The following is a 12,697-nucleotide window of genomic DNA, read 5'->3' as shown; positions in this document are numbered from 1 at the left end:
TGTATCCGCGGAAATACTCTGGACTTCGTCGCAAGAGCTCCTCGCAATGACGGAGGAGAGACTCTACTTCCCCCAGCGCAGCGCCAGCGCGTCGCGCTCCTTGGCCAGCTCCAGCAAGCCCGCGCGCGTCGCCGGATGCAGCGGCTGCAGCGGATGGCGGACTGTGTCGGACTTGATCACGCCGCCGGCCTGCATCATCGCCTTGCAGGCGATCAGGCCGCATTGGCGGTTCTCGTAATTGATCAGCGGCAGCCAGCGCTCATAGGCGGCCTTCGCCTTTTCGCGATCGCCGGCGAAATAGGGATCGATGATCTGCCTGATACCGTCGGGATAGCCGCCGCCGGTCATTGCGCCAGTGGCGCCGGCGTCGAGATCGGCCATCAGCGTGATCGCTTCCTCGCCGTCCCAGGGACCTTCGATCGCGCTGCCGCCGGTCTCGATCAAGCTGCGCAGCTTCGCCGCGGCAAAGGGCACCTCGACCTTGAAATAGCGGATGTTGGCGAAGTCGCGCGCGAGCCGCGCCAGCAGCTCGACGGAGAGCGGCGTCCCCGCGACCGGCGCGTCCTGGATCATGATGGGAATGTTGATCGCGCCCGAGAGCACTTTGAAGAATTCGACGATGCCTTTTTCAGGCACCCGGAACGTCGCGCCGTGATAGGGCGGCATGACCATAACCATCGCGGCGCCCGCCGCCTCGGCCTGCTTGCTGCGCGCGGCGCACACGGCCGAGCTGAAATGGGTGGTGGTCACGATCACGGGCACGCGGCCGGCGACGTGCTCCAGCACTGCATGGATCACGGTCTCGCGCTCGTCATCGGTCAGCACAAACTGCTCGGAGAAATTGGCGAGGATGCAGATGCCGTGCGAGCCGGCATCGATCATGAAATCGATGCAGCGGCGCTGGCCCTCGAGGTCGAGTTCACCCCGCTCATCGAAGATGGTGGGGGCGACGGGGAACACGCCGCGATAGGGGCGCTGGGCCTTGTGGGGGGTGACCGGCATCGAAGATATCTCCCTGGAGTCCTGTCGCTTGTGCTGATGCGCCAGCGAGGCGCGTCAGATTATGGTACCGCTACCATCTACAGGGTGAACGCGCGCGCGGCAATGCCGATCCGCGCGCCGTCGAACAGGGGCTGGAACCTAAGCGGTCTTCACCGCGCCAAGGAAACCCTCGACCGCGACCCGGAGGCGATCGGCGTCCGCCGACATCTTGGTCACGGACTGGAACAGCACCGTCCCGGCATTGCCAGTTTCCTGGTTGAGCCTGGCGACACTGCCGATGGTGTTGGTGACCTCACGGGTGCCTTGGGCGGCCTGCTGGAAATTGCGGGAGATTTCCGTGGTGGCTGCGCGCTGTTGTTCGACGGCGGCCGCGATCGCGGTCATCTTCTCATCGATGCCGTTGATCGCACTGCCGATCGAACGGATGGCGGCAACCGCCTGACCGGTCGCGCCCTGGATCTCCTCGACCTGGCGCGAGATCTCTTCGGTCGCCGTCGCCGTCTGCGACGCGAGGCTCTTGACCTCGCCGGCGACCACGGCGAAACCGCGGCCGGCCTCGCCGGCGCGGGCAGCCTCGATGGTGGCGTTCAGCGCGAGCAGATTGGTCTGGCCGGCGATGGCGTGGATCATCTTCACGACCTCGCTGATGCGACTTGCGGTCTGGTCGAGGATCTCGACCGTCGCATTGGTCTGCTCGGCCTGCGCCACGGCCTCGCGGGCCTCGCGCGCGCTCGACTGCACTTGCGCGGAGATCTCGCCGACCGAGGCCGAGAGCTCCTCGGTCGCGGCCGCGATGGTCTCGAGATTATTGGTGGCCTGCTCGGCGGCGGACGAGACTGCAGAGGTCTGGCTGCTCGATTCCGCCACCAGCGAGCGCACATCGGTCGCGGTGGCATCGAGCTCCTTCGCGGACGCGGCGACGCTCTCGATGACCGCCTGCACCGTATCGTCAAAGCTGCGACAGGCGGCATCAACCGTACCCGAACGAGCGAGTTGCAACGCCTGTTGCGATTCGCGCTCCTGGCCGAGGCGTTCCGCGGTGGCCGCGCTCTCGCGCAGGCTTTCGAGCGCGGCAGCCATGGTGCCGAACTCGTCGGGATATCGGGGTTGCGGAACCGCCGTTGCATAATCGCGAGCGCTGATACGGGCGATCGCATCGAGAATGGCCCGCACCGGGCGCATGAGACGATTGCGCACGACGTAGACACCGGCCAAGGTCACGGCGAGCGCCAGCAGGAAGGCGAGCGACTGGACCACGAGATTGGTCAGCGCCTTCGCCTGCACCGTTTCCGCCCGCGCGATCGACTGGTCCAACGCCTTGTTCGCGACGGCCACGATAGACGCGAACGGCGACTGGCACAGCGTATTCCATTCCGAAGCGGCCATGGCTGGCTTGCCGCTGCCGTCAAAGTTCCTGGTGATCTCCCCGATCTGCTTGAGAGCGCCGTCGGTCTTGGCGCGCGCCTCCTTGGCAGCGGTGATCAGCTCCGCGGCTACGTCGGGCGAGGCCAAAAGCTCGTCCATGCCCGACCAGCCGGAATTGATGGTGCCGTCCCATTGCGCCAGCGTGCGCTTCTGATTGTCGTCGAGCGGCTTGCTGCTGTTGACGTTCGAGCGCAATGCCGAACAATGGATTCCATAGCGGTCGCGCACCTGCCAGGCCAGACGGCGGACCTGGATCATGCGGGCAATGAAGGGATCGTCCATCCAGGCGCGGTTCGACACCGCGGTGGAGGCGAGGTTCGCCGTTTCGATGACCTTGGTGACGGCGTCGTACCAGGAATTGGTCCGCTCGATCTTACGCTCGGCACGCGGACGCTTGGCTTCGTCGTAGAACAACTGGAATTGCGGCGCGGCCTCACCCCAGCGCTGCTTCAGCGTGCCGGCAAGCTCGTCGCGCCGCGCGAAGTTGACGCTGGCCATCGCGGCGCTGACGCCATCAAAGCCGCCCTGCTCAGCTTTCTCGGCCTCGGCCAGCTTTGGCCGAGCGTCATCGTCGCCGAGCAGCGCACTCTGGGCGTCGCCGCGATTGTTGCGCAAGGACAGGACGCCGTGGAAAATTGCCTTGTCGGCAGCGGCGAGCCGCGCGGTCTCGAGACTGTCGCTGTAGCGACCGAACGCCCCGACCATCTGGATCGCCGTAGAGGCCAGCGCACCGGCCGCCAGCAAGGCCATCAAGGTCAGGAGAAGCGAGCTTACCGATTTCTTAAAGAATGCCATAAGACACAAGGGGCCTACGTTCAAAGATTGGCCACCTTGCACCGCGACCTGCCAATGTTCCGTTAAGGTTGTTGTCAGGCGCCGGAATTCTGGCCTTACCAAACCGTTAAGCAGGCCCCGGACTTCACGAAATCTTTGTGAAGTCGGGCGGACGCCGCTCGGCGAACGCAGTGAATGCCTCGCGCGCCTCGGCGGTGCGCAGACGCTGCGCAAACTGCTCGCCCTCGGCCAGCATCTGCGCGACCAGCGCCTCGCCATTGCGCATCAGCTTCTTGGTTGCGATGAGTGCACCGGCCGGCTGGCCCGCGAGGCGCTGGGCCAGCGCAAGCGCCTCGGCGTCGAGCTTGTCGAGCGGCACCACGCGGTTGGCGAGGCCCCATTCGAGCGCAGCCTTGGCGGGGATAGTCTCACCCAGCGCGAACATCTCGTATGCGCGGGCATAGCCGATGCGCGCCGGCATCAGCAGGCTCGAGGCGGCCTCCGGCACCAGCGCAAGACTGACGAAGGGCGTCGACAACAGGGTATTGTCGGCGAGCACGACGAGATCGCAGTGCAGGAGCATCGTGGTGCCGACGCCGACGGCGCGGCCCTGCACGGCCGCGACCAGCGGACGGCTGCAGCGCGCCAGCGACTGAATGAAACGGCCGACATTGCGGCTGCCTTCGGACTTGCCTGACGCGACGGCTGCAAACTCGCCGACGTCATTGCCGGCGGTGAACATGTCGCCCTCGCCGCGGATCAGCAGCACGCGCGCAGACGGATCGGACTCGGCGGATTCGATGGTGTCGGCGAGCTTGCCGTACATCGCGTCCGTCAGCGCGTTCTTCTTGTCTGGGCGCGCCAGAGTGATCGTGAGAATGCCGTTGTTGTTCTTCTCAACTCGCACATGCTCGGTCATGGGTCTCTCCTGCTATTCCTCTGTATCTCTTGCGGTATCTCTTGGAAACTTCTCTTGAATACTCGTCAGCCAGCGCGCGATGATGTCGATCTCCGCGCTGGTAAACCCCTCCGTCAGCGCGGCATTGATCGCGGCCGCATCGCTCTTCGCCTGCGAAAGCACATTGCGGCCCTTCGGCGTCAACCACACCCGCCAGGCGCGGCCGTCATCGCGATCGGCTCGCCGTTCGACCAGTTTTGCCGCAGCGCTGCGATCGACCAGACCCGAGATGCCGGCCGGCCCCATATCAAGCGCTGCGCCCGCCTCGCCCATGAGGACACCATCCTGCTTGCCGAGGATGAACAGCAGCCCCGCCTGCGCCGGCGTCACTTCGCTCGAAGGCTGCGCCGCCATCCAGCGCTGCAAACGGCGTTGCGCGACGTTCAGCAGATAAATCAGCCGGTGATGCCTCGCCTCGGGCAGTTTATTTCGCATGCGAAATAAACTGCCCGAGGCGAATTGGATTGTCAAAAAGACAGCAGTCATGCTGCACAGCACGTCTGCGACCTCCCGGCAACGTCGTGCTTGACGGCTGCTCCCTTTTGTGTTCCCTATTCGTTCCATTCTAGTGAAAGTTGTAGCGGAGTTGTTATGATGGATGATGCGCGCGGCGAGCGTGAGCCGGCTCAGCTCGTAATTTACAATGATGACGATACGCCGGATGACTTCGTCATCGCTCTGCTCCGCCAGGTGTTCGGCAAGACGGAGCGCGAGGCCGCCGCGCTGGTGACATTGATCGAGCGCGAAGAGAAAGTCGCCTGCGGTCCCTACCCACAATCGGTCGCGGAGGCATTGTTCAAATCGGCCAAGCAATATGTCTGGCTCGGGCAACATCCGCTGAAGATCACGCTTGAAGAGATCAAGACTCCCTGCGAGCTCTGCGGCAAGCCGCAGGGACAGACGGACATTCGCGTCGGCAACCGCACGGTCTGGCTGTGCAACGACTGCATTCAGGCAGCAGACACCGTGAGCATGCCGGCAGAGCCGGAAGAGGAATTCGAACACGCTTGCGATGTACTGGACTGGCACTTTACCGGGATCGCGCGCAGCAAGCTGGTGACCACGATCCGCCAGTTTCCCGGACATATGCGGGTCGACCTCCAGACGGCCATCGACAGGCTGTTCGGCAAGGCCATCAGGCTGTTCGGGCTGAACGAGGAACAGCGCTACGAAACGCTGTCGATGTCGCGGCTCCTCCGGGAAGGCCGCAATGCGCTCGCGATTGCGCCGCTGCAATATTCCGACATCGATGTCGGCGAGAAGAGCCCGGTCAAATGCCTCGATAACGGCCTGTGGCTATGCAAGCAGGACGACCTGCACTTTGCGGTTCTGCTCAGCGCACATCGCGAATTCAGCCGCGAGCCGGGTATTCGTCTTGAGATCATGGTGCCCGTGGGCACCGCAGGCGCGGTTCTCGTCCAGCAATGTTTTGGCGAGCTGGAACAGGCCGTGCAAGCCGCGCGCAGCTATCGCGGCAAGATCCTCTCGCTCGACGCCGATTCCGACTATCGCGGCAACTCGCGCGGCATCACCGTGCATCGATTAGCGCCGGTCGCGCGTGACGAGGTGATCCTGCCGGAGCGGACCTTGCGGCTGCTCGATCGCAACGTGCTGACCTTCGTCGGCAGCCGCGATCAATTGCGTCGGCTTGGCCAGTCGACCCGCAAGGGCATCCTGCTGTACGGCCCGCCGGGGACCGGCAAGACCCACACCATCCGCTATCTCGCGACACATTTGCCCGGGCATACGACGCTGATCATCACGGCCGAGCAGATCGCCCTGCTCGGCGCCTATATGAGCCTGGCGCGATTGCTCCAGCCGTCGATGGTCGTGATCGAGGATGTCGACCTCATCGCCCGCGATCGCGACGACATGGGACCTTGCGAGGAATCCATGCTGAACAAGCTGCTCAACGAGATGGACGGGCTGAAGGAGGACGCCGACATCCTGTTCGTCCTCACCACCAACAGGCCGGAGGACCTCGAAGGCGCCCTCGCCGGCCGCCCGGGCCGTATCGATCAGGCGATCGAAGTGCCGCTCCCGGACGAGGCCGGCCGTGCCAAGCTGGTCCGGCTCTACGGCAAGGGACTGCCGCTTGAGGATGCGGTCATCGCCGAGGCGGCCTGCCGCAGCGAGGGCACGAGCTGCGCGTTCATCAAGGAATTGATGCGACGACTGGCGCAGGCGAGCCTCGCGCGCGACGGCGGCCATTCGGTGATTTCAGCCGATATCGACGAGGCGCTCGACGACATGCTGTTCTCCGGCGGGAGGCTGAATGCGCAATTGCTCGGCGGCGCACAGGCCATGGCGGCGGGGTGAATCCGTCGCCATCGCGCGCATTCAATACGGCCTGCTGCCGGCCGTCAACGCAGCGCTAGTGCTCGAACACCAGCCGGGCGCCGATCGTTCCTTCCAGGGCGCGGATCTGCGCCAGCAGCGCGCCTGAATCCTGGCCGCCGAGATCGGCGTCGAGCACGACGTAACCGAGGTCGCCCGCGGTCTCTAGATATTGGGCGGCGATGTTGATGTCGCGCTGGAGGAAGACCTCGTTGAGCCGGCGCAGCATGCCGGGCACGTTGCGATGGACATGGCTGAAGCGCGCGCCGGAGGGGCGCAAATGCAGCTGCACCTCGGGGAAATTCACCGCGCCCATGGTCGAGCCCGTGATGAAATAGTCGACCAGCTTGCGCGCCACCTCGCCCCCGATCCGCTCCTGCGCCTCTTCCGTCGAGCCGCCGATATGCGGGGTGAGGATGACATTGCGGAGACCCTGCATCGGGCTCTTGAAGCGTTCCGAATTCGACGACGGCTCGACCGGAAACACATCGACGGCGGCGCCGGCGAGATGACCGTCGCGCAAGGCGCCCGCAAGCGCGTCGAGGTCGACGACGGTACCCCGGCTGTTGTTGATCAGGAACGCGCCCGGCTTCATCGCGCGCAGCTCCTTCTCGCCGATCATGCCTGATGTCTCCGGCGTCTCGGGCACGTGCAGACTGACGACGTCGCTCTGCGCCAGCAGCTCTTCCAGCTTCTCGACCGGCTCGGTGTTGCCGTGGCGGAGCTTGTCGGTGCGGTCGTAATAGATCACCCGCATGCCCATGGCTTCGGCCAGCGTCGAGAGCTGCGAACCGATATTGCCATAGCCGATGATGCCGAGGGTGCGGCCGCGCACCTCGCGGCTGCCGGCCGCGGACTTGTCCCAGCCGCCCTCATGGGCCGACACCGACCGCGGGAAGATCTGCCGCAGCAGCATCACGATCTCGCCGATCACGAGCTCGGCAACGCTGCGGGTGTTGGAGAACGGCGCGTTGAACACGGGAATGCCGCGCTTGCGCGCCGCCAGGAGATCGACCTGGTTGGTGCCGACGCTGAAGCAACCGACCGCGAGCAGCCCGTCGGCGGCCCCGAGCACCTCGTCGGTGATCTGGGTGCGCGAACGGATGCCGAGCAGCGAGACGCCCTTGAGCGCCTGGCGCAGCGCCTCGCCGTCCAGCGCCTTGGTCAGGCGCTCGACATTGGTGAAGCCTGCGCCCTTGAACAGATCCACGGCGCTGTCGTTGACACCTTCAAGCAGCAGCGCCTTCGCGCTCCGCTCAGGGTTTTGGCCTGGGGCTGACATAGAATCTCCATGACTGGCGGCTTTGCCGCAGCTCTTAGACCGCGGACGCCGCACAGCACAATAGGCAAGAAACGACGCCGCCGCGCTCAGATCACGTAGAACCCATGCGTGCCGTCCCGGCGGAGCTGGTCGACCAGGCCGTATTCCCAGTCGAGATAGGCTTGCATCGCGCCCTCTGCGATGCCGGTTCCCTCGTAGGGACGGTGGTAGCGATGCGCGGGGTCGGGCTTCGGCAACACCAGCGGCGGGCCGACCTCGAGCGTGCGGTCATAGCCACCTTCGAGCACATAGACTTCCCAGCCCATCTGCGCGAGCCAGGAGGCCGTCATGTCGGCGCGCACGCCCTTGTCGTCGGTCAGGAGGATGCGCGCCCCGCGGACCGGCGCAGCCATATCGGTCTCCTGCACGAGCTGACCGCCGGGATAGTGGCGGAAGCCGGGGAGATGTCCGGCGGCATATTCCTCGGCATCGCGCACGTCGAAGCGATAGAGCGTGCGATCGGTCGCAGCGACCAGCGCCGACATCTCGTTTGCGCCGACATGGCGGACGCCGGCGCGATAGGCGACATCGCGGGCATTGGCCGGACCGCCTTCGAACGACCCGATCGCGCCGCGCCGGTCGGCACCATGGCTCAGCGTGTGCCGCGCCAGCGTCCAGCCGATCGTGCCGTTGCGCAAGGCCCGCACCTTGTTGGGCACGCCTGCGTTGATGAGCGACTGGGTGCCGATGATCGAGCGGGTGCGGCCGGCACAATTGACGATGATCGTGGTGTCGGGATCGGGCGCGGCCTGGCCGGCCCGCAGCACCAGTTCAGCTCCGGGCACGCTGACCGAGCCCGGAATGTTCATGGTCGCATATTCATCGAAGCGGCGAACGTCGAGGATGGCGATGTTGGCCTTGTCCGCGATCAGTTTGGCCACCTCGTCGGCACTGAGCGAGGGTGTATGCCGGCGCGCCTCGACCAGTTCGCCGAACGCCTTCGAGTAGGAGTTGACGTCCTCGAACACCTCATAGCCCGCCCCGCGCCAGGCGCTCAGCCCGCCATCGAGCGCGCGGACATTCGTGTAGGAAAGGCTTGCGAGGCGTTCGGCGCCTGCTCCGACCAGTCCCTCGCCGTCATCATAGAGCACGACCGGCACATCCTTGCGCGGCAGCCGGACCTCGGCTTCGATCGCGATCCGGTCCACGGCCATATTGGCCGCAAACAGCGGATGGCCGGTGGCGAAGGCCGCCTCATGCCTGAGATCGAGCAGCGCGATTTCCTCGCGCAGGAGCAACGCGCGGCGGATATCGGCCGGAGTTACGCTGGGAATAGCCATGGGAAAACGCGCCTGAAAGTCGAAAGGATCCGACGCTTTTGGACCATTGCTACCGCGTTGGCTAGCCACTCCGTACGCAGGCCCTCATTGCTTCGGCGCGACGGTCCCGGTCTGCTTCAACCGCTCCGACCTGACCCAGCCGGATACGCTATCTGTCGTTCTCGGATTCATGTACATGACCGACGACCAGCCATCGCCGGTTCGAGCATAGACGATCAGTTCGTCCCTGGGGATGACGAAGATCCCTTTCATCGAACAGCCCGGTTTCGGCGCCGAGTAGAATTGCAACCGCCCGGCTCCCGTCACCACATTCAAGGTCGGTGGCGAGACCATCGGAGCCTCCTTCGACCCCGTTTCCGGCTCCTTACAGACTGCATCGGCGCGGCTCGGCGTATCGAACAGGCCGAGAAGCGCCGCAAACCAGATCGTGAATGCGAACAAGCGTCGGATTGGCGACATCATCATCCCCCTGGGCCATCCGAGATTTTGTACCGGATCTCCAGGATGAGGTTCGAAGCGGTAGGTGTGTCTCAGCCTGGACCCGCCAACCGCTTCTCGATGATACTGGCGACCCGGACCGGAGTTTCCAACATGGAATAATGGCCGGCATCGTCGATGAGCTCGAATGTCACGCCGGGATAGGCGAGCGCGAAGGAATTCCGCACCGGCTCGCCGCGGTAGAACGGGATGTCCAGGGCGCCGGTCACCACATGCATCGGCGCAGCCAGCGCATGCGTCTCGCCTGATATGACGGAGGACGTGAACATGGTGAGATAACCGCGCTTGGCCTCGACCGTCGAGGCCTCGCGCGCAATGGCGAGCTTGCGGCGCAGCCAACCGGCGCCGTAGCGACTGGATGTGCGGGCCGTGATCGCACGTCCGGCCGCCTCGTCCTCGTCGATGACGGCGTTGAGCGCCTTCATCGCGGCCTCGTCGGCGCGGAAGCCGCTGGGCGGCACCGGCGAGAACAGCGTCACGCTCTGAAGCCGGCTTCCGGCCTCAAGCGCGATTTTCTGGGCCACCAGGCCGGACATCGAGTGGCCAACCAGATGGAAGCGGGTAATGGCAAGCTGATCGACGGTGTGCAGCACGTCCGAGACGGCTTCATCGAGCGTGTAGCTTCCGCCCATGGCGCGTGACCAACCGTACCCTCTGAGATCCATGAACACGAAGGTATAGCGCGCAGGGTCGAGATAAGGCAGCACCGGCTCCCAGTTGACGTGATCGCCCAGCCATTCGTGCAACACCACACAGACCGTTGGGCCGTTGCCGATGCGGCAATGGCCAAGCTGGCTGCCTGTTGCCGGCTGCGGTGATGGCCAGGGAGACGATGATGGCGGTGCGGTCGCGGCGCCGCCCGCGCCCTGCGCGAAGGCCGGCGTGGTGACGATGGCGGCAGTGGCGGTCAATCCAAAGCCCTTCAGAACGGTGCGGCGTTGCATGGGTTTCCTCCGCGCCTTCGATTCCGGCTGGCGCTGTCTGCCCTGATAGCGCGCGGACCCTGCCAGGGAGAAATTGATTTCTGCAATCGCTTGATCGATAAATCTCATTCTGACTGCCCGTCCAGCCGGAGCCTCATCCGGCGGCGCCGTCCGGAGCCTTCCCATGCCGACAACCCTCGATATCGATACGCTTCGCGCGCTGCTCGCCATTGTCGAGCTGAAGAGCTTTTCGCGCGCGGCCGAGCAGCTGGGACGATCGCAATCCGCGATCAGCCTTCAGATCGCCCGGCTCGAAGCCGTGGTCGGCCATCCCCTGCTGGAGCGGATTCGAGGCCGAGTGCTCGGACCGACCGCCAAGGGCGCGGAGCTCGTTACCCATGCGCGAGAGATGATCGCGCTCAACGACCGCACCATCGCAGCGATGCGCTGGCCGCCAGAAGAGCGGGTTCGGCTCGGCATGCCGGCCGACTTTCTCGAGCGCGATTTCGCCTCGGCCTTCGACGAAGTCCGCTCGCGCTTCCCCAAGGCACGGCTGTCGGTGCGCACAGACGTGTCGGCACGGCTCGCCGAGGACGTCAGCCATGGCCGGCTCGACCTTGCCTTCTACAAGCGGGCCCCCACAAACGAGGCCCGCGCCGCGATCGCGTTCGAACCGATGGCATGGTTCGGCAAGACGACGGCATCCGGCCGATCCGTCGATGCCGTTCCGCTGGTGGCCTTCGCCGACGGCTGTGCCTATCGCGGCGAGGCGTTGCGCAGCCTGGATCTGGCCGGACGAGCGTGGGGCATCGCCTGCGAAGCGCGCAGCCTTTCGGGCCTGGTCGGCGCCGTCAAGGCCGGCCTCAGCTACGCGGCGCTGCCGACCAGACTTGGCGAGCGCAAATCGCTGCGGCGCGCGAACGATCTAGCGGGCCTGCCGCAGCTCAACGCGGTCGAGCTAGCTCTTGGTATTGCCGAGGGATGCAACCTGCCGTTCGCCCGCGCGATCGGCGGCATTATCGCCGAACGCTGCGCGCTGGCGTGAGAGCCGCAGCTTGCGGCGCGACAGGTACAGGAGCACGCCGGTGATCGCGAACAGCGGCATCAGCGCCGCTGAGATCATGAACCCAAGCCTGCCGGGCCAGCCGAGAATGGCGCCGCGGTGGATATCGAACACGCCTGCAATCGCCTTCTCACCGAGCGTCTTGTCGGCATAGCGCTCGGCGGAGATCAGCTGGCCTGTGGCGGCATCGATGCGGAATTCATCGCGTGCGCTTTCGAGGGTGGAGTCTTTCGGCCACGACCGGATTCGCATGACCGTCCCCGGTCCAGCCGGGAGCATCAGCTGGGCTCTGGCGAAGCCAGCACTCTGTTCGCGCCGGAGGGTCGACCACGCACGATCGAACCCGACCCGTTGGGTCGGCTCGGCACGACCGGATGGATGCGGCGGCCTCTTCGCCGCCGCCACATGCGCACGCGACAGTAGCCAGACGACACCATCCTTATACCAATCGAAGGAGTACCAGAGCCCGGTGAGGCTCATCACGAGATAGACCGGCAGGACCCAGGTGGCGATGACTGCGTGTAGCGAGCGATGCAAGCCGCGCCCGCTGAGCCCGAAATTTGGCTTCAGCCACATCTTCACGCTGCTTGGGCGACGCGGCCAGCGCAGCACAAGCCCTGAGATCAGCATCGCGATCAGGCCCAGCGCGGCAACGCCGGTGATCTGGCGTCCCCATCCCCTGCCATCGCCGGGAACGAGCAGCCAGCGATGCAGCCTGCGCACCGTCGCGAAGAAGTCCTCGCCGCGCGGCACGCCAAGCACGCTTCCGTCATAGGGATCGACATAGAGCGAGGACGGCCGCGTACCCTGCTCGTCACGGGCAAAGCGGATGCGAACGGCCGCAGCCGGATCGCTCGACAGCGTGATGGCCGCGACCTCGCCGGCATCGGGCACGGCCTTCAGGCGCGATACCAGCTCGTCCGGCAGCAGTGGCGGCGTCGTCCGTGGCACGACCTGCATAATGCCGGCATTCAAGTGATCGACGATCTCGTCCTCGAAGCTCATGATCGCGCCGGTCAACGCGATCAAAGAGAGCAACAGAGCAAGCACGAGGCCGGCGATGGAATGGACCTGGAGCAGTGCAGCTTTGATTGCGAGCCCGAGCTTACGCATCGG

11 protein-coding genes are annotated in these 12,697 nt (G+C 65.2%); 2 read left to right on the top strand and 9 right to left on the bottom strand.

Annotated features, from left to right (window positions below; genetic code table 11):
• Window positions 1-63 precede the first annotated feature (63 nt).
• The 4 genes from IF809_RS12125 to IF809_RS12110 form a co-directional block, all read right to left on the bottom strand.
• On the bottom strand, window positions 64-1,002 hold the full coding sequence (locus tag IF809_RS12125; RefSeq protein ID WP_453994778.1) for a dihydrodipicolinate synthase family protein: 939 nt from the start codon (window positions 1,000-1,002) through the stop codon (window positions 64-66).
• A 138-nt stretch (window positions 1,003-1,140) separates the two neighbouring features.
• Window positions 1,141-3,222, bottom strand: coding sequence for a methyl-accepting chemotaxis protein (locus IF809_RS12120; protein ID WP_462837685.1), 2,082 nt, complete (start codon window positions 3,220-3,222; stop codon window positions 1,141-1,143).
• 124 nt (window positions 3,223-3,346) lie between these two features.
• Window positions 3,347-4,120 (bottom strand): enoyl-CoA hydratase, encoded by a 774-nt coding sequence (locus IF809_RS12115; protein ID WP_462837684.1) that lies wholly within the window; start codon window positions 4,118-4,120, stop codon window positions 3,347-3,349.
• Between the two features lie 12 nt (window positions 4,121-4,132).
• A complete protein-coding gene (locus IF809_RS12110; RefSeq protein ID WP_462837683.1) occupies window positions 4,133-4,594 on the bottom strand; it encodes a MarR family winged helix-turn-helix transcriptional regulator in 462 nt (153 codons plus the stop codon).
• 156 nt (window positions 4,595-4,750) lie between these two features.
• Here IF809_RS12110 and IF809_RS12105 point away from each other — a divergent pair, with 156 nt between their 5' ends.
• Window positions 4,751-6,478 (top strand): ATP-dependent Clp protease adaptor ClpS, encoded by a 1,728-nt coding sequence (locus tag IF809_RS12105; RefSeq protein ID WP_462837682.1) that lies wholly within the window; start codon window positions 4,751-4,753, stop codon window positions 6,476-6,478.
• 55 nt (window positions 6,479-6,533) lie between these two features.
• On the opposite strand, the gene serA is transcribed toward IF809_RS12105, so the two are convergent.
• From serA to IF809_RS12085, 4 genes are all read right to left on the bottom strand, one after another.
• A complete protein-coding gene (gene serA / locus IF809_RS12100; RefSeq protein ID WP_164938426.1) occupies window positions 6,534-7,778 on the bottom strand; it encodes a phosphoglycerate dehydrogenase in 1,245 nt (414 codons plus the stop codon).
• Window positions 7,779-7,864: 86 nt separating this feature from the next.
• Entirely contained in the window at window positions 7,865-9,097 is a 1,233-nt protein-coding gene (locus IF809_RS12095; RefSeq protein WP_128963857.1) for a rhodanese-like domain-containing protein, read from the bottom strand.
• 84 nt (window positions 9,098-9,181) lie between these two features.
• Window positions 9,182-9,430, bottom strand: a complete 249-nt coding sequence (locus IF809_RS12090; RefSeq protein WP_244659476.1) for a hypothetical protein — start codon at window positions 9,428-9,430, stop codon at window positions 9,182-9,184.
• Between the two features lie 197 nt (window positions 9,431-9,627).
• Window positions 9,628-10,539 (bottom strand): alpha/beta fold hydrolase, encoded by a 912-nt coding sequence (locus IF809_RS12085; RefSeq protein WP_462837681.1) that lies wholly within the window; start codon window positions 10,537-10,539, stop codon window positions 9,628-9,630.
• A gap of 163 nt (window positions 10,540-10,702) precedes the next feature.
• Between IF809_RS12085 and IF809_RS12080 the strand changes: the two genes are divergently transcribed.
• Window positions 10,703-11,563 carry a LysR family transcriptional regulator gene (locus tag IF809_RS12080; RefSeq protein ID WP_462837680.1) on the top strand — a complete coding sequence of 287 codons (861 nt, stop codon included), beginning with the start codon at window positions 10,703-10,705 and terminating at the stop codon, window positions 11,561-11,563.
• Here IF809_RS12080 and IF809_RS12075 read toward each other — a convergent pair.
• Window positions 11,477-12,694: a PepSY-associated TM helix domain-containing protein gene (locus IF809_RS12075; protein WP_462837679.1), complete on the bottom strand. Its 1,218-nt coding sequence runs from the start codon at window positions 12,692-12,694 to the stop codon at window positions 11,477-11,479. The two genes, IF809_RS12080 and IF809_RS12075, sit on opposite strands and share 87 nt — an antisense overlap.
• Window positions 12,695-12,697: the final 3 nt, after the last annotated feature.

The sequence above is a fragment of the Bradyrhizobium sp. UFLA06-24 genome, assembly GCF_054967145.1.
Note: the sequence above shows the minus strand (reverse complement) of the source record. Positions and strands in the feature narration are given on the sequence as shown.